12 protein-coding genes are annotated in these 25,161 nt (G+C 43.7%); 6 read left to right on the top strand and 6 right to left on the bottom strand.

Annotation, left to right across the window (positions count from 1 at the left end):
* The first annotated feature begins 105 nt into the window (after positions 1-105).
* Genes F6J90_RS39425 through F6J90_RS39445 form a run of 5 tightly spaced genes read left to right on the top strand, consistent with a single transcriptional unit; the run spans position 106 to position 4,595 of the window.
* Entirely contained in the window at positions 106-915 is an 810-nt protein-coding gene (locus F6J90_RS39425) for an ABC transporter permease (RefSeq protein WP_293107136.1), read from the top strand.
* On the top strand, positions 916-2,142 hold the full coding sequence (locus tag F6J90_RS39430; RefSeq protein WP_293107138.1) for an ABC transporter ATP-binding protein: 1,227 nt from the start codon (positions 916-918) through the stop codon (positions 2,140-2,142).
* Positions 2,129-2,257: a hypothetical protein gene (locus F6J90_RS39435; RefSeq protein WP_293107140.1), complete on the top strand. Its 129-nt coding sequence runs from the start codon at positions 2,129-2,131 to the stop codon at positions 2,255-2,257. The genes F6J90_RS39430 and F6J90_RS39435 overlap by 14 nt, the downstream gene beginning before the upstream one ends.
* 18 nt (positions 2,258-2,275) lie before the next feature.
* Complete coding sequence (locus tag F6J90_RS39440) at positions 2,276-2,560, top strand: hypothetical protein (RefSeq protein WP_293107143.1); 285 nt, start codon at positions 2,276-2,278, stop codon at positions 2,558-2,560.
* Positions 2,541-4,595, top strand: a complete 2,055-nt coding sequence (locus F6J90_RS39445) for a serine hydrolase domain-containing protein (RefSeq protein WP_293107146.1) — start codon at positions 2,541-2,543, stop codon at positions 4,593-4,595. Before F6J90_RS39440 ends, F6J90_RS39445 begins: the two co-directional genes overlap by 20 nt.
* 52 nt (positions 4,596-4,647) lie before the next feature.
* Here F6J90_RS39445 and F6J90_RS39450 read toward each other — a convergent pair whose 3' ends face one another.
* From F6J90_RS39450 to F6J90_RS39460, 3 genes are all read right to left on the bottom strand, one after another.
* Entirely contained in the window at positions 4,648-13,704 is a 9,057-nt protein-coding gene (locus tag F6J90_RS39450) for a non-ribosomal peptide synthetase (protein ID WP_293107148.1), read from the bottom strand.
* A 254-nt stretch (positions 13,705-13,958) separates the two neighbouring features.
* Positions 13,959-14,759 (bottom strand): isocitrate lyase/PEP mutase family protein, encoded by an 801-nt coding sequence (locus F6J90_RS39455; protein ID WP_293107151.1) that lies wholly within the window; start codon positions 14,757-14,759, stop codon positions 13,959-13,961.
* Between the two features lie 93 nt (positions 14,760-14,852).
* A complete protein-coding gene (locus tag F6J90_RS39460; protein WP_293107154.1) occupies positions 14,853-16,760 on the bottom strand; it encodes an AMP-binding protein in 1,908 nt (635 codons plus the stop codon).
* 1,273 nt (positions 16,761-18,033) lie between these two features.
* On the opposite strand from F6J90_RS39460, the gene F6J90_RS39465 reads away from it, so the two are divergent.
* The gene (locus F6J90_RS39465; protein WP_149030965.1) at positions 18,034-18,369 is read left to right on the top strand and encodes a hypothetical protein; all 336 of its coding nucleotides are present in this window, start codon (positions 18,034-18,036) and stop codon (positions 18,367-18,369) included.
* 955 nt (positions 18,370-19,324) lie between these two features.
* On the opposite strand, the gene hpnH is transcribed toward F6J90_RS39465, so the two are convergent.
* The 3 genes from hpnH to F6J90_RS39480 form a co-directional block, all read right to left on the bottom strand.
* Positions 19,325-20,344: an adenosyl-hopene transferase HpnH gene (gene hpnH / locus F6J90_RS39470; RefSeq protein WP_293107159.1), complete on the bottom strand. Its 1,020-nt coding sequence runs from the start codon at positions 20,342-20,344 to the stop codon at positions 19,325-19,327.
* Positions 20,345-20,864: 520 nt separating this feature from the next.
* A complete protein-coding gene (gene hpnA, locus F6J90_RS39475; RefSeq protein ID WP_293107162.1) occupies positions 20,865-21,836 on the bottom strand; it encodes a hopanoid-associated sugar epimerase in 972 nt (323 codons plus the stop codon).
* Between the two features lie 4 nt (positions 21,837-21,840).
* Complete coding sequence (locus tag F6J90_RS39480; RefSeq protein WP_293107165.1) at positions 21,841-24,828, bottom strand: efflux RND transporter permease subunit; 2,988 nt, start codon at positions 24,826-24,828, stop codon at positions 21,841-21,843.
* Positions 24,829-25,161: the final 333 nt, after the last annotated feature.

The following is a 25,161-nucleotide window of genomic DNA, read 5'->3' on the forward strand; positions in this document are numbered from 1 at the left end:
TCCGATTCCCGATTCCCGATTCCCGATTCCCGATTCCCGATTCCCTGTTACCTGTTTAGCTTAATCCTAGTTTTACATCTCAAATAAAAATGCTATATTACTCCAATGTCTTCAATCCCAAATCGAAAATCCAAAATAAAACACTTTTCCAAGTGGCGGTTTTATTATCTTTATGATTTGCTACGAGAGCTAGTTAATCGGGAGATGAAGTTGCTCTACAAACGGTCAGTTTTGGGAGTAGCTTGGATGCTGCTTAATCCACTACTACAGCTAGCTGTATTTTCCTTTGTTTTCCGTTTTGTATTGTCGGTTGATATTCCTCAATATACCTCCTTTGCATTTTCTGGTTTGTTGGTATGGACATGGTTTAACACGTCTCTTTTCCAAGCCACTGGAGTGATTATTCATAATCGCCCCCTGATCCGACAACCGGGTTTTCCAAATGCTATATTACCGGTGGTGAGCGTAACAACAGGTTTGATTCACTTTATTCTAGCCCTGCCAATATTAGTTATATTTCTGTTAATCGATGGTGTTCAGCTACAGCCAGTAATTATACTGTTACCAATCCTACAAGCTATTCAGTTTTCCGTTACCATTAGTTTAGCCTATCTACTAGCTGGGCTTAATGTAACTTTTCGCGACACCCAGCATACTATCGGTGTACTTCTACAGCTGCTTTTTTATGTGACACCGATTTTTTATGATATTACTAATGTACCCAAAAATTATCAGTTTTTCTATTACCTTAACCCGATGGTGCATCTGGTTACCGCCTATCGCGCTGTACTAATTAAAGGAACACCACCGGATTGGCTAGCTCTGCTAGTTATCGCTTTGGTCACGGCAGTATTTTTACCTATCGGTATTCAAATTTTCCGGTGGCAGAGCGATCGCTTTGTGGAGGAATTATAGATGGTTGATGCAATTATTGTTCAAGGACTCGGTAAACGCTTTAACTACTATCATCCTGAGCGACCGCTTACCATTATGGAGGCGGCGCTGTCGGGTTTTCGGCATATTATGGCAGCGGAAGGGTTTTGGGCGTTGCGGAATATTACTTTCACGGTTTCCCCAGGCCAGATGCTAGGCATTCTCGGTCACAATGGGGCAGGTAAATCAACCCTGTTGCGCTTGATTGGTGGGGTTGGAAAACCGGATGAAGGGAAGGTTAGGGTTAATGGCTCGATTGGAGCGCTGCTGGATTTGGGGGCTGGTTTCCATCCAGATTTGACTGGGCGAGAAAACGCTTTTGTTAGTGGTGTGGTAGCAGGTCTTACTCGTCAAGAGGTGGGGCGGCGTTTCGATGAAATCGTGACGTTTGCTGAACTTGAGCAGTTTATCGATAACCCAGTGCGCACTTATAGTACAGGGATGCAGATGCGGCTGGCGTTTTCAGTGGCTGTCCACACAGACCCAGATGTGATGCTAGTTGATGAGTTTCTGTCGGTTGGGGATTTGACATTTCAGGCTAAGTGCTTGGAACGAATTGCTCAGTTGAAAGAGTCTGGCTGTGCTATTGTCTTAATTTCTCACAGTAGCGAGCAAATTGAGCAACTTTGCGATCGCGCTTTGTGGCTACAACAAGGACAAATCATGGCTTACGGTGAGCCAAAAGTGGTAGCAGGACAGTATGTCAATCAAATGCGATCGCAAACCCAGCAACCCACTCCCAACAGACCTGCCCAACTGACTAGGTCTGGTGTGGAACTGCGCATGAATGAAAACCGCTTTGGCTCTCTAGAAGTAGAAATTACCGATGTGCTGCTGTTACCTAGCTTAGAGATTAATAGTGGTGATTCCTTAGCCATTGACATTAAGTACTTGTCACTGCAACCAATTGATGGACTAATTTTTAGTGTCATCATTAGCACTGAAGATGGTCACATCTGTCTTGATACTAACAGTACTACGATGGGAGAATCATTACCAGTTATTAAAGGTAAAGGAAAAATCAAACTCCATCTATCCCGCTTAGATTTAAACAGTGGTAAGTATTTTGTTGATGTTGGGGTTTATGAACCAAATTGGGCTTATGCCTATGACTACCATTGGCATGTCTATCAGCTTTTAGTCCGTTCAAAAGATAGCGAAAAAGGTATTCTTAGCCCACCGCTTCGTTGGGATATTGTTGAAGGTTGAAGGTTGGTTGAAGGTTGAAGGTTGGTTGAAGGTTGAAGGTTGGTTGAAGGTTGAAGGTTGGTTGAAGGTTGAAGGTTGGTTGAAGGTTGAATGTTGGTTGAAGGTTGAATGTTAGTTGAAGGTTGAATGTTAGTTGACTGTTGAATTAGGGACAGGTAATAGGCAAGAGGTAACAGATTTAGCTTTACTATTCCCTTTATCCATCAATCCTAGTTTCACATCTGACTCCCCCCCCACTGCTCCCACTGCTCCCCACTGCTCCCACTGCTCCCACACTCCCCACACTCCCCGCGCCCACTCCCCACACTCCCTATTCCCTATTCCCTATTCCCTATTCCCTGTTCCCTGTTCCCTGTTCCCTGTTCCCTTTTATCAAAAAAATATCAAATATAAAACTAGTGAAAAAAACAGTAGATAGATTATTAAAGCTGATTCAATCAATAAGTTTAGCTATCTTGATTCTTAGTGTTTCTGTACTTCCCGTATTTGCTCAGGATGTATCTAACCGGGATTTGCCTATGGTATCTACAGCCGATGATTCCCAGTTAGAACTAACTAAATTCCAGGATATAGAAGAATTTAGTGACAATTTTTTTGTCAATCAAATGGCAGCAAATAATATTCCTGGTGCCGTATTTACCTTAGTAAAAGATGACAAGATTATCTTCTCGAAAGGTTATGGCTACGCTAACCTTGAGGATAAGATACCGGTTATTCCTAACAAAACTCTGTTTCGTGTAGGCTCTGTATCTAAACTAGTTACCTCTACAGCAGTAATGCAACTGGTTGAGCAAGGCAAGCTTAAGCTAAATCAAGATATTAACCAGTATCTTAAGGAATTTCAAATCAAGACTGATCAATTTAAGCCCATTACAGTTGATCATCTCTTAACTCATACTGATGGATTCGATGTAGCTTGGGTGATTGGCGGAGCCACTCGTTGCCAGTCTAAGCTGCTATCCTTAGAAAAATTTCTCACAGAAAATTTACCAGAGCGAGTGCGACCACCAGGTCAATTATATGTTTATGGTGATGTGGGATTAGCATTGGCAGGTTACTTAGTCGAAGTAGTTACTGGAATTCCTTTCAGTCAATATATTGACCAAAGTATCCTACAACCTTTGGATATGAGTCAAAGTAGTTTTCAGCAACCATTACCGTCTGAGCTGGCAGCTAACTTAGCTGTGGGATATCGGTACCAAAATGGCAATTATATAAAGCAACCCTTTACCTGTAATAAAAGTGTTCCTACTACAGCTTTAACTACTACTTCTGAAGACATGGCTCACTTTATGATTGCTCATTTACAGGGAGGTCGTTATGGTACACAGCGTATCCTGAATGACACTACAGTAAAGGAGATGCACCGCCAACACTATACTAATTTTCCGAACATTCCTCAAGCGGCAGGATCTACTTATGGTTTTTTTGAGCGCTTTGTGAATAATCAACGGATAATTGAGCATGGCGGTAGCATGTCAGGGTATACTAATCTGATGTTTTTAATCCCAGAACAAAAGTTAGGTTTCTATATTGCTTACAATCGTAACAGTCTTAATGAGAATTTGCGAGACGACTTGGTTCAACAGTTTTTAGATCGTTATTATCCTGTACAGGAAACCATTGCATCACCTACCGAAACTATTACTAAAGCTATCCCTGAATCTATCCCTGAAGCTAATAGTAAGCAGCAATATAAACAGCAATATAAACAGCAATATAAACAAATTAATGGCGGCTATCGCTTTATTCGATATCCTCGAAAATCCCTGGTTAAGTTAGGAATTGTTTTGCTGGAATCTGGACGATTATTTACTATTAAAACTAATCCAGACCACACGATAACTGTATTTCCAGGAGGAAGTAAATGGGTGGAAGTAGAGCCACTCCTATTTCGCTATCCTGACAGCAATATGTATATAAGTTTTCGGCAAGATAGTCAGGGTAAAATCACTGCTATGTCTTTGAGTAGTCATGTCCATTTAACCTATGAAAAGTTAGCCTGGTATGAAACTCTTGTTTTACAGCTTGGACTGGTGGGATTTTGTGTGCTAATCTTCCTATGGGGATGTTTAGTTTGGCTAATTAGACCATTAATTAGCCGCAAAAATAAAACTTTAGCTCTAGTTTCACGACATACTCGTCTAGTGGAGTTGATCATTGGTCTGATTAGTGTCTTAAATTTATGCTTTTTGATTGGGATGGGGATAGCTATTAGTACAATAGATTTCTGGGAATTTTTCTTGGGAATCCCCCCTGTGATGATTGCGTTACTTTATCTACCCATTGTGACCACAGGCTTGACTACTGTAGTATCGATTATTGGTGTACTGGCTTGGAGAGACAAAAATTGGTCTTTGATCAGACGAGGGTATTATAGTTTGAGTATGCTAGCGGCATGGCTCTTTATCTGGCTCCTAAATTATTGGAATTTATTAGGATTTAAATTTTAGGTGAACTGTAAGGTCTACCTTACCACTGTAACTGCTGCTTGTCAACTAAAAATTACTCACGATCAGCTTCAGCAGCCAAAGCCTGATCAATGCAAGTTTTTAACCTGTTTGCTAACACCCGTCCATGAGGTTCCCTTACCATACTCTTATGGTCCCCAGGAACTCTGATTAGATCGACAACGTGTTCCTCCCAACCCATTAACGGAAACAGCCAACGCTGAATTTTAATGTGGTGACGGTGATCACGAGCAACCCGAGTAACGAAGAGTGTAATTTTACCCGAGTAGCCTTGCATAAGATACTCTCCTTGATTTGCTCCCACAGGAGACATAGATTTTTGTGCTGTTAAATGGTCTTTTAATTCCCAGAGAAACGAGCCTAACTTTCGAGCAAAACGCAGCCACAAACCACGTAATAACTGAAGTTCCATTCTGATCAGATCCGGCTGTATTTTTTGCAGATAGTAGCGATACATCTGTCCTGAACCCGAAGTATCTAATATAGCTAGAAAAGCCACTTTATTTCCGCGCTCTTGTAGTTGCTTGGCGACTTCATAAGCTACTAACTTTCCCAAAGAATATCCTGTTAACAGTATCGGTCCAGTTGGATATACCTCCAGGATATCGCGAACATGACTAGCAGCGATCGCTTTAATATTAGCCTCTGTTTGTTTGTGTTTTTGTATCAAAACTACATAACCTGATTCTAGCAAATAAACTGGTTGCTCCTCACCTAGATAGCGGGCAAGGGGAGATATTTCCCCGACACTATTAGCGCAGTAAAACAGCGGTGGCTTCACCCCTGTGGGACGGATAGCAACCATTAGAGAATCCGGTCGAGGTCGTGCTCCTTCTCGACCAGCTACAATAGTTAACAAGGCGCGAAGCTCATCTGTATCCAGTGGTAACAACTCGGGAAATAGATTAGGGTTAGGGTTATCTGCTACAACTCCAAGTTTGAGAAGACTGGCAATTTCCTCAATGGTTGTAAATTGAAATAGGGCAGCCAACGGCAGTTTGGTCTGAGTGACTTTTTCTATTTCTGCAACTAAGCGCACTGCCAGCAAGGAGTGACCGCCCAACTCAAAGAAGTTATCTGTTACTCCTATGGGTTGGATACCGAGAACTTGTGACCAGATTTGGGCTAGTTGGAGTTCTAAAGAATCTCTGGGTGCCACAAAGGTTTCGGCTCCCGACTGCCTGGAAGTATCCGGTGCCGGTAGGCCACGCCGATCTACTTTGCCGTTGGGTGTTAGAGGCAAAGCATCTAATACTACAAAGGCATTGGGTATCATGTAGTGGGGTAATTTCTGTTTGAGAAAGCCCCGCAGGTTGGTGGTGAGAATGTCGGCCTTTTCCCCAGGAGAAACAACGTAGGCTACTAGGCGTTTGTCACCAGGTAAAACCTCCCTTACTATGACTACAGCTTCTTGGATTTCATGGTGTTGAATTAGAGTTGCTTCAATTTCATCGAGTTCGATGCGGAAGCCACGCATTTTGACTTGGTTGTCGATGCGACCGAGAAATTCGATGTTGCCATCGGGGAGATAACGGGCTAAGTCACCTGTTTTGTAGAGGCGAGAACCCGGTTGATTACTAAAGGGGTTGGGGATGAATTTCTCTTGGGTTAGTTTCGGACGATTTAGATAGCCTCGGGCTAAACCAGCACCCCCGATATGCAATTCACCGGAAATACCAATGGGGACAGGTTGGAGATGTTGGTCTAGGATATAGGTTTGGGTGTTAGCAATCGGAGTCCCAATTGGCGGCAATGCTGACCAATTTTTAGTATAACCCGTTAAAGTAAATGCTGTTACTACATGAGTTTCTGATGGTCCATAATGATTATGGAAAGTACAATCTTTTAGCTGGGAGAAAAAACTAGCAATGGCTGGTGTAATTTTCAACTGTTCCCCCGCTGTAATTACTTCCCGCAGATAATGATAAATTGATCCTTGACTCTGAGCGGTTTCTGCTAGCTGCTGTAAAGCCACAAAAGGCAAAAACAGTCTTTCCACTTGTTTTTTTGCGAGCAAATTTAGCAGAGCCACTGGCTCTCGTCGCAATTCCTCTTCGATTAAAACCAAAGTTCCCCCTGCACACCAAGTGGAGAACATTTCTTGAAAGGAGACATCAAAACTAATTGGTGCAAATTGCAGGGTTTTTGCCCGGTTTGCAACTGTTGTGTGTGACCGTTGCCAGTTGATCAGATTCCTGAGAGCAAAATGCTTCATTGCTACACCTTTAGGCTTTCCTGTTGATCCAGAAGTGTAGATGACATAAGCCAAGTTTTCTCCAGAAGCAGTAAAGTTGGGATTTAAGTCACTTTGTTGAGTGACTACTTCCAAGTCAGTATCTAAACAAATAATTTGCCCTTGATGTTCTGGTAATCTAGCTACTAGTTTTTTTTTAGTTAACAGTACTGATACTGCCGAATCTTTGAGCATATAAGCAATACGCTCAGTAGGATAATCTGGGTCAATGGGAACATAAGCACCACCCGCTTTGAGTATCCCCAATAATCCCACCACCATCTCAAGGGAACGCTCAACACAAATCCCCACCAATACTTCGGGTTTTACTCCTGTTGAACGCAAATAATGCGCTAGTTGATTCGCCCGATTATTTAACTGGCGGTAGGTGAATTGTTGGTCTTCAAACACCACCGCTACTGCATCAGGAGTGAGTTCTACTTGCTCTTCAAATAACTGATGAATACACTTATCTTGGGGATAATCTGTTGCTGTATCGTTCCATTCAACTAATAACTGATGCCGTTCGCGTTCTGTGAGCAAAGGTAATTGGGAAATTTGCTGTTGAGGATTAGCAACTATTCCCTCTAGCCAGACTTGAAAATGACCAATCCAACGACGAATGGTTGCCCCATCAAATAGGTCGCTATTGTATTCCCAGTATCCAATTAATCCCTCTTTTGTCTCCTTCATTGACAGGAACAAGTCAAACTTGGCGACAACACTTTCCATTTCTAGCTTAGTGCAAGTCAGTCCCGGAATTTCGATGATTCCCATGGTCGCATTTTGTAAAGCAAACATCACCTGGAACAAGGGATGATGACTCAAAGAGCGTTGGGGTTGTAATTCCTGTACTAACTTCTCAAATGGTAAGTCCTGATGACCATAGGCTTCTATTGCGGTTTGGCGAACCCTCTTCAATACCTCAGCAAAACCGATATTTTCTGGGAATTGAGTTCGTAACACTAAAGTATTGACAAAAAAACCAATTAACGGTTCGATTTCCCGACGGTTACGGTTAGCAATCGGCGTTCCCACTAGGATATCTGACTGTCCACTGTAACGATAGAGTAAACTGCTCCAAGCTGCTAACAAAGTCATAAATAGGGTACAGCCGGATTTTTGACTGAGATTATACAGTTTATGGGTCAGTTCGGTAGAAAGTTTAAAGGACTCTCTACTCCCCCGGAAGGTCTCAATTGGTGGACGGGGACGGTCATAGGGCAATTCTAATCGGGGTGGCGCTCCTTTTAATTGTTGCTTCCAATAGTTGAGTTGGGTTTCGAGCAGGTTTCCCTTAAACCACTCTCGCTGCCAAAGTGCAAAGTCGGCATATTGAATTGGCAATGGTGCTAATGGGGAATGTTCACCATTACTGAAGGCTTGATACAGTACCGATAACTCTCGCCAGAATACTCCCATTGACCAACCATCGAAGACGATGTGGTGCATGGTCAACATTAACACATGGGATTGAGAACCTAGTCGCCAGATTTTGACGCGCACTAAGGAGTCTGTGGCTAAGTTAAACGGAGTTTGTGCTTCTTCTAATACCCGCCGCTCAACTTCGGTGGTAGTTTCTGTTTGTGATATTTGTTGTAAGTCTTCAACAGCAATTTTTATATGTTTCGCTGCGGTAATTACCTGAATCGGAACCCCGTTTTCCGTAGTAAACCTTGTCCGTATAATTTCGTGACGGCGAACAATTTCGTTGAAAGCTTGTTCAACACAGGTCAGGGATAAATTGCCGCTCAGCAGCCAAGCACTGGTGATATTGTAAGTAGCGCTTTCTCCTTCGAGTTGATTGAGAAACCATAGTCTTTCTTGAGCAAAGGATAAGGCTAATTTGGCTTCTGCTGCTGAAGGGGTAATTTCTGCTGCTGGCCAGGCCGTTTGACCAGTTGTTTCTATGACTTTAGCTAGTTTCCTGATGGTGGGGGATTCAAATAGATGGCGCAGGGGAAATTCCAGTGAAAAGGTTTCTTGTATCCGAGAAATCACTTGAGTGCCTTTGAGAGAATGTCCTCCCAATTCAAAAAAGTTGTCATGAATGCCGATTTTTTCTATTCCTAGAACTTGACTCCAAATTGCCCCTAGCAGTTCTTCTGTGGGAGTGTTGGGGGGAACAAAAGTAGTTTCACTCGCGACCTCTATATCTGGTGCTGGTAATGCTTTTCGATCAATTTTACCATTGGGGGTTAACGGTAGAGACTCTAAGGTGACAAAGGCACTGGGCACCATGTAGTCTGGTAGCTTTTCCTTGAGCAAAGAACGCAATTTGCTCTTGGTGGGAACAGTTTCCCCAGAAACAAAATAAGCAACCAGGTGTTTATCTCCTGGAATATCTTCTCGGGCAATCACCACCGCTTCTTTGACTTGGGGATTTTCAGTCAGTGTGGCTTCAATTTCTGAGAGTTCGATGCGGAAGCCACGAATTTTTACTTGGTTGTCAATGCGACCGAGGAATTCGATGTTACCATCGGGGAGATAACGGGCTAGGTCCCCAGTTTTGTAGAGACGAGAACCCGGTTGCTTGCGAAAGGGGTTGGGGATGAATTTCTCTTGTGTCAGTTCTGGGCGGTTAAGATAGCCACGTGCCAACTGTACGCCACCAATATATAGTTCACCAGGAACCCCGATCGGGACGGGTTGAAGATGGCGGTCTAAGATGTAGGTTTGGACGTTAGCAATAGCACGTCCAATTGGTACCTCTTGCTGTATAATCTCTGATGCCCTTATTTTGTGGAGCGCTGTCACCACTGTTGCTTCGGTTGGTCCGTAACCGTTAACCAGTTGAGGAACTTCGTCCATAAGCTTTTGCCAATTCTTCACCAACCCGGGAAGGGCTCGTTCTCCCCCAATAATGACTAAGCGTACTGACTCAGGAAACACTCCCTTGACTGCTGTCTCTAATTCAGTCATCATTTGCTGCCAGTATGCTGTAGGCAAATCCAATACTGTTATGTCCCACTGCCGACAGGTTTGCCAAAATGTCGATACAGAACTTAACATTGGCTCGGTTCGCAAAACCAGAGTCCCCCCAGATAACAAGCAGGGATAAATTTCTTCCGCTGCTGCATCAAAGCTAATCGAAGCAAATTGAAGAACGCGATCGCATTGGTTTATCCGGTACTCAGTCTGGGCCGCTTGCACGAAGTTAGTTAAAGACCGATGCTCGATCTCCACCCCTTTTGGTCTTCCTGTAGATCCGGAAGTGTAGATAACATAAGCCAAGGAAGCTGATTTAGCAAGACTTGCTAGATTCTCCTTGCTATACCCAGAAATGACCGACCAATCTTTATCTAAGCAAACAACCTGAGCCTCGCGTTCTGGGAACCCGCTCTGTAACTTCTGTTTTACTAACAGTAAAGGTACCTGGGAATCTGCTAACATATAAGTCAAACGCTCTACAGGATAATTAGGGTCTAACGGCACATAAGCCCCACCCGCTTTTAGAATCCCCAATAATCCCACCACCATCTCAAGGGAACGCTCTACACAAATCCCCACCAAAACTTCGGCCCCTACTCCTCTTGATCGCAAATAATGGGCTAATTGATTGGCTCGGTTATTTAACTGACGATAGGTTAATTGTTCGTCTTCAAATACTACCGCTACTGCATCGGGGGTTAGTTCTACTTGTTCTTCAAATAACTGATGAATACACTTATCTTGGGGATAATCTGTGGCTGTATCGTTCCATTCAACTAATAACTGATTCCGTTCGCGTTCTGTGAGCAAAGGTAATTGGGAAATTTGCTGTTGAGGATTGGCAACTATTCCCTCTAAGAATACAGTGAACGATCGCCAAAGGTTCTCAATAGCAATATCGCTATAGTTTTTATTATTATAGAAACAAGCACAAGAACCGTTCTGAGCGATGACTAATACAAATTTATGATGATCATTTATAAGACTGGTATTTATGGGGTAATCCGCTAATGTCTCAGTCAAATGCACAGCAATGGGTAGGTGCTGCTCAATGGAAAAATGTTGTAAGGTAGTAAGCTGAGGATAACGACTTACAATATCCCGATGAAAAGTTTGGCGACACTTAGCTCGATTTATCTGTTGTTTGACTAGACCAAAAATTGTGGCGATGGTTTGTTCAATATCAATTTCTATGTGACAAGGGATAACACTTGTAAAAAGTTGATTTAGGCTGGCTGACAGTGGATAAACTGTCGAAGTTTCAAGACCAATATCAAAACATGTGCTTTGATTGATACGAGCCAAATAGGCAACAAAAGCAGTCAACAAAAAGTCTTGTGGACTGCAGTCAATTGATGTCTGAGATAGGAATTTATCAAGGACTTCCGGTGGTTCAAATAACAGCCTTTGTCGTTTATATAAAGCAGCCTCAAGGGTTCGAGACTGTTCCGGAATCGGTAAATCAAGGGGTTCCCAGGTAGAAAGTTGCTTTACCCAAAAGGCTTCATGTCTCAAGCAAGAAGCTTCAATTTCCTCTACTTGCTGATTTTCTACTACTGACAGTGGCTCCAAGTAATAACCGACTTGCAAATTAAGTTGTGCAGCCCAGTCTTTTAAACTTAAATCTTGTCCCTCCAGAGTTTGGAGCGATCGCACAATCACATCTTGAGAAGCAGTGGAAATTTGCAAATAGTCCCTTTCAATCTCTACCAGTGTTCCGGGGGGTGTTTGAGAAACCTCGCTACTAATTTCTAAGTGGGTAATCAGGTAAAAATTTCCAGTTACATAAAGTTTGGGTAGTCCGAAGGGATTTGGATAAGCGCCAAAATCGAGAGAACGAATCAAAGCATCAATAGCTTGTGCAGTCCAGTTCCAGTCAACGACACAGCCAGGAGTTGGACGTTGCACCGCATTAAAGTAAAGGCGTTGTTCCCGATTCTGAGGCTGAGCTTCAATTCGGTCAAATGCTAAGGCATCAATGAGTTCGGGAAAGGACTCAAGTGCTGCATTATAGCATTTCATCTTCAATGTAAAAGCAGTTTCAGACTCTAATATTGGCAATTTTATTTGCTTGATAATATCACCTTCATCAATTCCCTGAGTCATCCAGTGCCACGTCAAGCCATGGACGGTTTCGCCATTAAAAATAGCCCAAGAAGTGGCATAAAGTCCTCCATACTTGGGAAGTAGGGCATTATGCAAATTAATCGCACCCCGAGATGGCAGATTCAAAATTTCTGCTGGCAATATTTTAAGATTATAAATACTAAAAAGATAGTCAAAAGGAACTTGACTTAAAAAGTCAACCAGGTTTTGATTAAAAGATATGGAAGGAATTTCTCGTTCCTTGGCCCAGTTATGAATCACCTGACCGGCTGCCACAATTCCAGTAATGGCATGACCACGCTCCAGCAATTTTTTTGCACAGGGGATGAGAAAATTTTCTTGTCCAATAAGAACACAGGTAAGCTGTTGGGTTTCACTGAGCAGAGGTAATTGAGAAACCTGTTGTTGAGGATTAGCAACTATTCCCTCTAGCAAGACTTGGAAATGACCTGCCATCCGCTCGATGGTAGTAGCGTCGAACAGATCACTGTTATATTTAAACAGGCAAGATAAGCCTGTTGGTTGCTCCTCTATCTCCAAAGCTAGGTCAAGCATTGCCATCCCTGTTTCCAACTGGCAATTGTCTATTCTTAAACCTTGTACTTCTACTACCTGACTTGGTAAATTTATCAGTTGGAATAACACCTGAAATATGGGAGTATGACTTAAGTCTCGCTCTGGTTGCAATTCTTCTACCAACTTCTCGAAGGGAATATCCTGGTGAGCATATGCTCCTAAAGCTACCTCGCGCACCTGAGCCAACAATTCTGAAAAAGTCAAGTTGCCCTTTACTTCAGTACCTAAGGCTAAGGTGTTTATAAAGACACCAATTAGTTGTTCTATTTCTATGGAATCGCGACCTGCTATCGGAGTTCCAACTATAATATCTTCCTCACCCGTATAGCGATAAAGTAATATTTGGAAAGCCGCTAACAAGGTCATAAACAGCGTCACCCCTGCCCTCAGACTCAGTTCCTTGAGAGAGTTACTCAGGTTTTGGGGTAACAATAAATTTTGCTTAGCTCCCTGGAAAGTTTGCACCGGCCTTCGCGGTCGATCTGTGGGTAACTCCAGCACTGGCAAACTGCCCCCTAATTGTTTTTTCCAATAGGCAAGCTGAGACTCTAACCTTTCCCCTTGCAGTCGCTGTCGCTGCCAAATGGCAAAGTCGGCATATTGAATCGGTAGTGGTGGAAGAGGTGATGACTTTCCAGTAGCAAAAGCTTCATAATGTACTGCGAGTTCTTTGAGCAAAACTCCCGCTGACCAACCATCAAAAATAATATGGTGTATCGTCAGGAGCAAGATATTTTCTTCCTCACTCAGTCGCAGTAACTTGGCTTGAATTAGGGGTAATTTAGATAAGTCGAATCTCTGTTGTGCTTCCTCAACGGCGATGCGTTCGACCTCTATTTCTTGTTCGTTGCTCGGTAAATGACTCAATTCTATGATTAGCAACTTTACAGTCAAACTGGGAGCGATCGCCTGTATTGGTTGGCCATCTACTGCGGGAAAACTGGTGCGAAACACTTCATGGCGACCCACGATTTCGTTAATCGCTCTTTCTAATGCCTCTACATTCAGCGAACCTGTGAGACGAATATTTGTAGGACGATTGTAAGCGGGATTTCCCGGTTCTAACCGATCTAATATCCACATCCGTTCCTCAGAAAAGGACAGAGGGATTGACTGTGGATTTTCTCTCGGAGTAATTGTCGATTGGTCGTTGGTATTTTTGAGCTTTTGCTTAAGTTTATGCTCTAGTAATTTCCGTTTAGCTGGTGAAAGTTTAGCAATTCGTTTATTAATGTCACTCATCATGATTAGGAAAAATATTTTTACTCAAACTATGAGATACACCGTAAGCATTCAGCTATCAGCCGTCAGTGGTCAGTGGTCAGTGGTCAGTGGTCAGTGGTCAGCGGTTAGCCGTTTGCCTTTGGCACCTCAAGTAGCGTGCCCGTAGCGCATAAGTTGATAGCTGATAGCACCTCAAGTAGCACCATCTGTAGCGCATTAGCTGATAGCTGATAGCTGACGGCTGAATGCTTACGATACACCCTGAAAAGTAGTTGTTAGCCTTTATTTCTCAAAGCCAGATTTTCCTGCAAAAGAGCAGTACATTCAGGCACACCCACTTGTTGTTTTAGTAATAATCCATCTTTTTCTTTCAGGGATTGCATGTACCGTTCAATTCCCTCTTGCGCCGTAAACAAACAAGGGGTACTGTAGTTCACCAGAGAAATCCCTGCATCCTTCAGTTCTGTCAGACTGCAAGCTGGAGATTTTCCTCCAGCTATTTGGTTAAAGACTAATGGTTTATCTACTTTAGTCTTTAAAGTTCTGATTACCTCTAAATCCTTGATACCATCAGCCAAGATTGCATCAGCACCCACTTCCGCAAATGCCTGAGCTCTTCTGATAATTTCATCGATTTCGCTGGCATCGGTTCGCGCCACTACAAATAACTCTTTTCGAGTTGCCAAAACTTTTTTGAGTTTATCGATAAACTCCTCTAAATCCATCAAGAGTTTACCATCAAAATGACCGCATCTTCTCGGTCGTTTTTGGTCTTCAATAATTACCCCTGCTGCCCCGATGCACTCCAACATAGTAACGACATGACAAGCCACTTCAGTATCGACATAGCCATCATCAATATCGACGAGAATATAGGCATGGGTAAGGACAGTTTTTATCCTTTGAACAAAAGCAATAATATCAGACCAGGCAATAAATCCAATATCTGGTAACCCATAAAAACTGGCCGCAAAACTAAAACCGCTGATAAATATACCGTCGTAATATTTGGCGGCGATTGAGGCGGAAAAAACATCGTAAACTCCTATAAAGGGAAAGATGTCTCTTTGTTTCAATTGTTCTTGTAAGCTCCTGGAGTTATTGGCTACCATTTTTATATATAAAAAAGCTAAATTAATAGTTAATATAAATAGTTAAAGTTTAATTATTTAATATTGATTAGTCAGCAGATTTTCGGCTTCTTCATCCGACAGAGACTCTAGTTGGTCTAACATGGCAGATATCTCGGTATCCTCAACTATTTTCGCCTGCTGTTCAGCAATTAAATCTGCCATTATCGCCAGAGTAGGTTCCTGAAAAAAGAAGATAAACGATAATTCAACCTTAGTGACTTTTCTGACCTGATTGACGATTCTTGTCGCCAAAATAGAATCTCCTCCTAATTGGAAGAAGTGGTCATAAATGCCAACCCGATCTACTCCTAAAATCTCCGACCAAATTTGTACCAACTCTGCTTGTATTGGCGTCTTTGGTGGAGCATAGTCTGCCCTTGGCATTGTCGGGTCGGAAGCAGTTAAGCCTAATTTTTGTGCTAAACCTATCCGTTGCCGTTTGCCAGTGGGGCCTTTGGGAATTTCATCGATAAAAACTACCACACGCGGAACTTTAAAATCAGCCAATCGAGTAGCAGCAAACTCTTTAATTTCTTGCTCTGTTACTGATGCTCCTTCCTGCAAGACCACCGCAACAGCCACATCTTCCCCTAATAAAGTATGGGGTGTGGCAAAAGTGACAACCTGCGCGATCGCTGGATGGTCTAAAAGCACTTCATCTACTTCTCGCGGGGAAATTTTCTCGCCCCCACGATTGATAATTTCTTTAATCCGACCTTTGAGGAAAAGATAGTTGTCCCGATCTAAATAACCCAGGTCTCCGGTGCGAAACCAGCCGTTGGTAAAAGCACTTTGGTTGGCATCAGGATTGTTGTGATAGCCACAAGTGACATTCTCACCCCGGATCACGACTTCTCCTACCTCACCAACTGGTAGTAAGTTGCCCTCTTCATCCATAATCGCGACTTCCGGTCCTGCAGCGACTCCCACCGAACCGGGTTTGCGGGTTTTAGGCGGCAGGGGATTACTGGCCATCTGATGGGAAGCTTCGGTCATGCCATAGGATTCGATCACCGGGGCGTTGAATTCTGCTTCTAAGGAAGCCATGACCTGGGGTGGCAAGGGAGCAGATGAAGACCGAATCAAGCGAATTGGGCATTGGGAAATGATCTGGCGATTTTCTGTGACTCTGGCTAGAATCCCTTGGTGCATGGTGGGTACGGCTGAATACCAGGTGGGATGAAATTCTACTAACCAGTCAAAGAATTTGGGCCCGTCAAAACCGGGAGTACAAACCACACTGGCTCCTGCACTAACGGATGAAAGTAAAGCCCCGATCAGTCCGTGAATGTGGAAGAGGGGCATCACGTTCAGACAGCGATCGCTCTCGACTAAATTCAAAGCCACGCCAATATTTTGGGCTGAGGTGCAGAGGTTTTTGCCTGTCAGCGGCACCATTTTAGGGCGGGAGGTAGTCCCAGAAGTATGCAGCACTAAAGCCACATCTTCGGGTTGAGCGATGCCAGCCATGGCTGGACTTTTCCCATCCCCACCTGTAAGCTGGAAAATACCTGCTGCTTCTGGGATGGGGGTAAGTTCGACTAGGGGGATACCTCTTTTTTGAGCCACCTCTAGGGCAGGTTCGGCAACTCCTGACTGAAAAATCAGGGCTTTAGCATCCAGATCCGATAGATAAAAATCGTATTCCGATTGGCGATAACCAGGATTGAGAGGGGCACAGGTGGCACAAGAGGCGATGGCCAAAAAAGCTACAGCCATTTCTGGGCCGTTGGGTAATGCGATCGCCACTCGGTCGTTACGACCTACACCCATTGCATTTAATTTGCTTCCCACATCGGTGACAGCATCAAACAAACGACTGTAGGTGAGGGCAGACTGACCGGCAGCAACAATGGCTATGTCTTGGGGATTTTTCTGTGCCCTGGCCTCAAGTAGATTGTATATACTTGAATTGAGTCCAGAGCCGGTTTTGGCAATCGTCATTTTTGGTTAACTATAGGACAGTAAATAACTGGTAATTTATAGGAAAAACGTTAACTAGATCCGAATTTTTGGTGATCGATTCTGAGCTTTTGTCCTGCTGATTTGTAGAGACGGATTTTAATTAATATTCAAAAGTTAGGGATAAACCCGAAATAAGTGCCAAATAGTACACCCTGTAAATTGACACTATCCACCGTTATAAACTGGGGAATTATTGAATCTACGACCCGACTGGCAATCCGGTAATTTTTATCAAGGATTGTAGGGGTCAAATCTTATAAGCGCGTTCAGACTAATTAATAGTATAGATTCCGGTGGGGCACACCGTATCTTGATTTTGTATCTTGATTTTACTTAATCAGACAATGAGTATAAAAGTTTTTACCCTTCGAGATTCCATAGACCTTCAAATCAGGCTTATTGGATTACGCACACACCCTTTTTTTAGTTAATTTTTACCTTGTATACTTATACTGAAGATATTATTGTCTAATTTTCGTGCTTACTAGTTTATCGATTAGTCTTGGGATTGTCAACCCTCCCTGGCTATTTAGGAAATAAATTCCCTCGTCCTCATCCCCATCTCTTGGTGCGCGTTCACCCTTAGCTTTGAAAAAGCGCGGGGTCGCACCGCAACTAGAAGTTAGGAGCTTTCGTCCTTGGATTGTCGGTAATGTAATAATTGCTTGATAATTGATGATTTCTGTCTATTAAATTGAGAGGGATTAGTCGTAGGATATCAAGCCCACAGGTGATGGGAGCACGACCGTGATGTCTTAGCAAGAGGGCTTGACAAATTGCTTTCTTTGCTATCCACATGACAAAAATAAAATACTCTTGATAAGAATTAATTGATCAAAATCATCTTCGCATAAGAAAACTATATCAATTATAATTTTGCTTTTTCCAGAGAGTTTGGTGTGAGAGAAATACAAGACTTTGGATAAGAATTACTTAAGCAAAATTATCTTGGCATAAGAAAACTATATCAATTAGATAGAGTTTGGCTTTTTCCAGAGAGTTTGGTTAGAGTAGAGCCTGAGTTGAAGCTAAAGGCTAAAAAAAGCGACCTACTAAGCTCGAAACTCAATTGAATTGAACCTAAGAGAAAACAAGGTTAAGTAAAATCAAAGCACTAGGCTTAGCCCTTTGCCTTGCTTTAAGTTGTATGGCATTTAACGTACAATAATCTGCCATCGCTGCCCCCGGCTTTGAAGAGGTTGCAGGGGAAACATGCCCTGAAGGTTATATCTACGTAACTGTAGATGAAGCTGTGAAAAATCGAAGCGAAATCTGCAACACTTTGGGTACGTGGTCTATCGCTCGCCTTGCTGATGGTGGCTCCATGGATGGTTCTGGCTACGACTGCAAAGTTCGTGGCGAGGATTCTCGAGGGTTGGGGAATGCAGTATGCAAGCAACTGAACGCCACAATTACTAATAAAGATGGCTACTGTCCCGATGGCTACACCCTCGCTACCTATTCAGATGCATTGACACTCCCCGCCCTGGAAGGACGGGGATTCTTGATTCAACGAGATGACTTGTTCAACCAGGCCGGAGCCAGGAAAAATAGAGGTCTCCTCTCCCCAAGCGTAGAGGGTCTATGACCCAGGTTTCGGTGTGCCCCACCGTACCTTGTCTTGATGCAAAGCGCGAGTGGGGGAAACCCCCAAGACCGCGCTGCATCGGTTTTTTTTTATATAGATAGATACTTTTTTAATCTAATTTTTTTCATAGACGTTTAAGTCGTTAGACCAAATTACGCAATATGCATCTGATACATATTTTTTACGTTGCCTACTTATTTTTAGATAGTATTTATCTTGCTTTTTAGTTTCTTATTTATAATATAATCATAACACGCTCTGTGAAAACTGTCAAGTTTTAGCTGAAAAATAAAGCCGTCCTATAAGGATTTAAAGTTACCGTAAGAGAGTGGAGCCTTAATTATCAAGTTTTCACCTTTTTGCGCGAGACCGACCCACCTTAAAGGCTCCACTCTCTAAGGCGCGCGTCTCTAGGGCGCGATTACCCAATTTTTTCAAAAATACACTCTGCAACAACCCTCAGGTGGGCACTTGGCACATCATGCGTTTACACGATAGTGGTTCCATGGATGGTCCAGGTTATGATTGCAAAATCCGTCCTGAGGATACCAGAGCTCTCGGTAATTCCATCTGCGTAGAATCTTTGTAGGCCTTTAAGTAAACCCTGGATCAGCATTATAGCTACAGGCTTTATGACCTTGAAGTTGATTTCAAGGTCTATTTAATCAAGAATCAGACAGAAAGCTCAGATTAATGCGATCGCATTTATTCGTGCGCCTCAGATTAATGCGATCGCATTGATTGTATTGTGTGTATTGTGCTCAAGTTGACCTTGTCTATCCTGCCAGGCTTAGCAATCCATCACCACTTAGAGCTAGTAACTAGCGCCAGCTTTATGGTCTAGGAAATTAGTCAGGTTTAATGAAATAGATCCCAGTCCCCTTTTGCCTTTTGCCTTTTGCCTTTTGCCTTTTGCCTTTTGCCTTGCTAAAAAGCATTTAAAATGCGTTTTAGCTTAAACCCCTCCTAACACACTACCCATCGCACGAACCATATTCTGGGGCTGAAACGCATCCATAGCCGCCGTAGGCTCATACCCACAATGGACCATACAATCGGAACACTTAGGATTACCACTAGCGCGACCATACTGATCCCAATTCGTTTCCTCCAGCAATTCCTTAAAAGTGGCATAATGCCCTTCATTTAACAAATAGCAAGGCTTTTGCCACCCCAAAACACTGTAACTAGGACTTCCCCAAGGGGTACACTCATAATCTTTCTCCCCGATCAGGAAATCCAAAAATAAAGGATTATGGTTAAAATTCCAGGTTTTCTTCCCAGCCTTGAAAGGCGCTAAAATTTCCCGGAACATCGCCTTAGTCTGTTCCCGCTTCAGGAAATGCTCCTGATCGGGTGCCCATTCATAACTATATCCAGGAGAAACCATCATGCCGTCAATACCCAACATGGCCAGGAAATCAAAGAACTCCTGGATTTCCTTAGGATCAGTTCCCTCAAACACCGTCGTGTTAGTAGTCACACGAAATCCCCTAGCTTTAGCCGCTCGAATTGCCTGCACCACCTTATCAAATACCCCCTGACGGTCTACACACTGATCATGCCGTTCCCGTAAGCCATCCAAGTGAACGCTGAAAGTCAGGTAAGGGGAAGGTTGGAACTTATCCAGATACTTCTCTAACAACAACCCATTAGTACAGAGATAGACATACTTTCGCCATGCCACCAACCCCTTGACAATGTCGTCAATTTGTGGATGAAGCAGAGGTTCTCCCCCCGGAATAGAAACCACAGGAACACCACACTCTTTCACCGCAGCAAAGCACTCTTCAGGAGTTAGCTGGCGCTTGAGTATTTCCGTCGGATGCTGGATTTTGCCACAACCGGAACAAGCTAGATTACAGCGGAACAGAGGTTCCAACATCAGCACCAGGGGAAAGCGTTTACGACCCAAAAGACGCTGGGTAACAATATACTTTCCGACATCAAGAGCTTGTTGTAATTGAATTGCCATAATTGTCCTCACACCATATAATTAACGCTAATCATTGAGGGTAATCATGATTACCCCACAGCTTTAACTATGATCAGCTTCGCCGATAAATTATACCGAGTTGCATTCAAAGAGAGTAGATTGGTTGGATAGGGAGATAGGGAGATAGGGAGATAGGTAGATAGGGAGATAGGTAGATAGGGAGATAGGCGGAAGAGAAAGTTGTACGTTTGACCGCAACTTGGTATTAATAATACTGTTGGTGAATTGCTTAAAATCCTAGACTTCCCTGCAGTTGTCGGTTTCCCTACTTATTGGAGCCAGTGTTAAGTACCTAGACATAAATAAACGGAACTGTATTAACTTTTTTAAAGCCGCCAGAAGTCTATCTATTCCCTGTTCCCTATCTCGACAGTTAAACCTAATTTTGTCCGACTATAGCGCTTTCTAGCCTAATGAGGTAGACAGGTTTTTTCCCTCTTGCCTCTTGCCTCTTGCCTCTTGCCTGCTCCCTGTCCCCTGTTCCCTGTTCCCTGTTCCCTTAGCTAAACCAATCAACAGCATCCTTGAGGGCTTTCCTAATGGAAGATTGGGGTAACCCTAACTCTGTAACCGCTTTCGAGGCATCGTAATACATTGGGTGTTGTGCCATCCGCACCCCATTGAGCGGAATAGAAGGGGTTTTCCCAAAAGCAGTCAACACGCACTCATCAATCCAAGCCATACTCAGCGGTAGCCAGACCGGAACAGTTTTTTGAGGCGCACTCAATCCAGTAATTTCCGCAAGTTGCTCCAATAACGATTTGAAAGATAGATTTTGGTTACCTAAAATATAGCGATCGCCTTTTTTCCCCCGGTCCAAGGCCAACAGGTGACCCTGAGCCACATCCCGCACATCAATAAAATTTAATCCCGTATCCAAATAAAAGGGCATGTTTTGCTGTAAGAAGCGCACAATAATTTCTCCGGTAGGAGTTGGCTTAATATCCATTGGACCAATGGGAGCGCTAGGATTAACAATCACCACATCTTGACCAGATTGGGCTGCCTTGATCGCTTCCCGTTCAGCAAAAAACTTAGATTTTTTATAGTCACCCACCAATTTCTCTACAGGACTCTGATGGGTTTCATCCACAATTTCCCCAGGTTTACCCACACCAATAGCCGCTACTGAACTCGTGTAAACAGTGCGTTCAATCCCAGCTTTAGCAGAACTTTGTAGCACATTACGGGTTCCCTGGACATTGTTACGATAGAGTAAATCTCGATCCGCTTGCCACAGGGAATAATGGGCAGCGACATGAAATAATACCTGACATCCCTGCATCAGTTCGGACAAGCCTGGATCGTTTAAGTCACCGATAACGACTTCTATATCTAGACCCTGGAGGTTATCGAGTTGGCTAGTAGGGCGCACCAGAGCTCGCACGGAGTATCCTGCTTCAAGTAGCGATCGCACAACATGAGCACCGATAAATCCTGTTCCTCCAGTGACGAAAGCTTTGATTGCCATTGATTTAGCCCCTCTCTTTCCCGATTCCGTACTTCTTACCAGAAAATAATCCTACCCAGCAATCTTCCAGCAGGCTATACAATACTGGTACAACAATCAAACTCAATAACGTAGACGTAAGCAATCCACCAATAATTGCCACAGCCATCGGTTGTCGCAATTCTGCTCCTGCGCCAAAGCCCAATGCCAAGGGCAACATTCCCAAAATAGTCGAAGCAGTAGTCATTATAATCGGTCGCAAACGCACCACTCCCGTTTGCAGAATTGCCTCAGTGCGACTTAACCCAGCTCGACGAAGTTGGTTAACATAATCCATCAGCAAAAGCGCATTTTTGTCAAGTAGTCCCAGCAAAAAAATTAGACCAATCAGGGAAATCATGCCAAAATCACTTTGGGTGATCAGAAGTGCCAGCATTGCTCCCACAATGGATAAAGGCAAAGACAAGCCCACCACCATCGGTTCTAACAATCGACCAAAAGGCAAAATCAGCACTAGCAGCATACAGGTAACAGACAAGGTCAAGGTGCCAGCAAAACTCCCCAACACATGACTACTCAGAGCCGAATCCCCCCACAGTTGTAACCTCACACCATCCGGTAAAACTAATTTGGCAAGCTTTACCACCTCCTCAGTCGCATCTCCCAACCTTTGACCCTGGTTAAGGCTAGCACGAACATAAACCCCTCGCTGACCATTAACATGCTCAATCTCAGTAATCGTATTGCCTCGATTATTCTGACCTGTTGCCTCTACATCCACTAATCCTGGTAATGTCTCAATCCGAGTTTTGAGATCCGCAGCAGTATTGCCTAACACCTCTAAATCATCACCCAATAAAGCAACTTGAACCGGTTTTTGAGTAGGTAGTTCAATAAACTGAATATCTTCAACACTAGTAGTTACACCAGAGATCTTCGGCAAAGCAGCCCGGATTTTTTCCTGAACCTGAGCAGTAGTATATTGGCGATTACGTTTAAGTTTGACCTGAAGGTTACCTTTGTTGGGATCACCCTGTACCCCCACAACCGTATATACCGATTCCACCTCAGGGAAAGCCAGCACCGCCTCTTCCAACTGCTTAGCCACCTGCTCAGATTGCTTCAGTAGCAATGTGATCCCACTTTTAATCGGAAATAGACCATTAAACCCTGACTTTGATAGTTGTGGTTTTGATAGTTGTGGTTTTAGCTGCTCCCTAAGGTCTGGATTAGTATCTGAATTAGTATCTGAATTAGTATCTGAATTACTTAATGGCTTTGACTCCTCACTGTTAGTATCAAACCCTCCCAAATTCAGAATCTTATCAATTAAATTACCAAACTGAGACCTACTAGGTATCTGAGGCAACGGTGCCGTATAGGTAATCATAAATTCCCCTCGGTCTAGGGTAGGAATAAACCCCTGAGGAATTAGGGGAATCAGGGAAATCCCAGCCACAAAGATCAATACCGCTAATGCCACTACAAATTTCCGATGCCCCAGGGACCAGCCCAGCAAATCAGGGTACTTAGGATTAGACCTCAACCAAAAGTCGAAAACTACTGTTGATAATTTTTTCCTGTTTCCGTCTTGATGCAGTCGCTCATGGGGGAAACCCCCAAGACCGCGCTGCATCGCTGTTCCCTGTTCCCTTTTCCCCTGCCTAGGTTTAAGCCAATAAACCGCAAGAACTGGGCACAAGGTCCGAGCAACTAGCAAAGAGGTCAGAACTGCTGCCGAAACCGTCAGACCAAAGGGTTTAAAGAACTGTCCTAAGTTACCACCCATTAAACCAACCGGTAGAAATACGGCCACAATGGTCAAAGTAGAAGCAGAAACCGTCAGACCAATTTCATTAGTAGCAGAAAGAGCAGCTTGTCGAGGAGACTCCCCAGCCTCCAGGTGCCGAGAAATGTTCTCGACTTCTACAATGGCATCATCAATGATAATCCCAATTACCAGAGCCAAAGCTAGTAGAGTAATGGTTTCGAGATTGAACCCATAGATAGCCATCACGATAGCGGTTCCCAGTAGGGAAATCGGAATTGCCAAGGCAGTAATTAGGGTGGCACGCCAGTTGCGCAAGAAAGTAAAAATTACCAACACTGCCAGAACAATTGCCAGTACTAAACCATCAATAGTAGATTGAGTCGCTTCCCGGATATAGTTAGCTTGAGTGACTGCTAAGACTAACTGCACCTCTGGCAAACTACCTTGTAGTCTTTGCACCGCTTCCTCTACCCGACTAACCACATCTAAGGTATTAGCATCACCCCCTTTGATCACCTGAAAAGCCAAAGCTTCCTGTCCATTGAAGCGAATCCGAGTCGGGGTAATGGGTATGGGAGATTCGGGACTATCTCGCGGCTGTTCCTCCTTAATAATTTCTGGTGCTTGTTTGGTCAACTCTGAGCCAGAATTGAGAGCCGTAAACGTAGTTTCCCCCCCTCCCAACAAATTGACTTTCAGAACTCCTGGAAGTTGAGCAATCTCTGGTAAAATACTAGTCTTAGCAATCTCAGCTAATTCCTTCAGGTCTTTAGTATCACTCTTGATGGTGTAGCTAACGGCAGAGGATTCGTTCAAATTGAAGGGAATGACCTGAAAGGTTGCACCTTCAGGAAGAGCAATTTGCCACAGTGTCTTTTCAACCTCCATTGAAGAGGAGTTGAGATTGGTTCCGACATCGAAATAGAGGGTAACCACCGTTCGACCAGGGTAGGTTGAAGAAACCATCTGATCGAGTCCTGCCAAAGGCAAAAGCCTTTCCTCAATCGGTCGAGTCAGTTTCTGCTCCGTTTCCACGGCAGTCTCCAATGGCACTTGAGCATTGACCACCACCACGGGAAACGTAATATCGGGGAATAGGGCATACTTAAGGGAACTGAACGCCAAAAGCCCAGCCACAACCATTGCGATCCAAAAACCGATGGTTACTCGGGAATACTTAATGGCTAACCGAGAAATATTGAACCGCTCTCGTAAGACCTTGAGGGAACTCAACTTGACCATTGAAGAGAATTATGTTAATTCACTGCTTCCTTAGGATATACTAGGAGCGATTGGCTATAAGATCGGATTAGATTATCAAGACATCGGATTGACCCAGTAGCGCCACACTTCCCTAAGACACTTGCTAGCAATGGATAAAGCTCTAGACCAAGCTATTGAGTTCTTAACAAGCCCATCGGTGACCCCCCCGACCTCATCAGCTGTAGTCGAGGCACTACCAAGAAATCCGGGAATGTGAGAGCCCCTTCTTTCGCGCGTAGGGGATGAAACAGACGCGGCGGGTTTCAACCCGCCGTATCCATTCAAGTTATAATAATAAGTAAGGAGGTGATA

It is taken from the genome of Moorena sp. SIOASIH, assembly GCF_010671925.1.
Classification (GTDB): domain Bacteria; phylum Cyanobacteriota; class Cyanobacteriia; order Cyanobacteriales; family Coleofasciculaceae; genus Moorena.

What these genes read in the sequence shown, in the direction of transcription:
- F6J90_RS39430 (WP_293107138.1), top strand. Translation starts at nt 916, where the DNA reads ATGGTTGATGCAATTATTGTTCAAGGACTCGGTAAACGCTTTAACTAC.
- hpnA (WP_293107162.1), bottom strand. Translation starts at nt 21,836, where the DNA reads ATGGCAATCAAAGCTTTCGTCACTGGAGGAACAGGATTTATCGGTGCT.
- F6J90_RS39460 (WP_293107154.1), bottom strand. Translation starts at nt 16,760, where the DNA reads ATGACGATTGCCAAAACCGGCTCTGGACTCAATTCAAGTATATACAAT.
- F6J90_RS39425 (WP_293107136.1), top strand. Translation starts at nt 106, where the DNA reads ATGTCTTCAATCCCAAATCGAAAATCCAAAATAAAACACTTTTCCAAG.
- F6J90_RS39480 (WP_293107165.1), bottom strand. Translation starts at nt 24,828, where the DNA reads ATGGTCAAGTTGAGTTCCCTCAAGGTCTTACGAGAGCGGTTCAATATT.
- hpnH (WP_293107159.1), bottom strand. Translation starts at nt 20,344, where the DNA reads ATGGCAATTCAATTACAACAAGCTCTTGATGTCGGAAAGTATATTGTT.
- F6J90_RS39450 (WP_293107148.1), bottom strand. Translation starts at nt 13,704, where the DNA reads ATGATGAGTGACATTAATAAACGAATTGCTAAACTTTCACCAGCTAAA.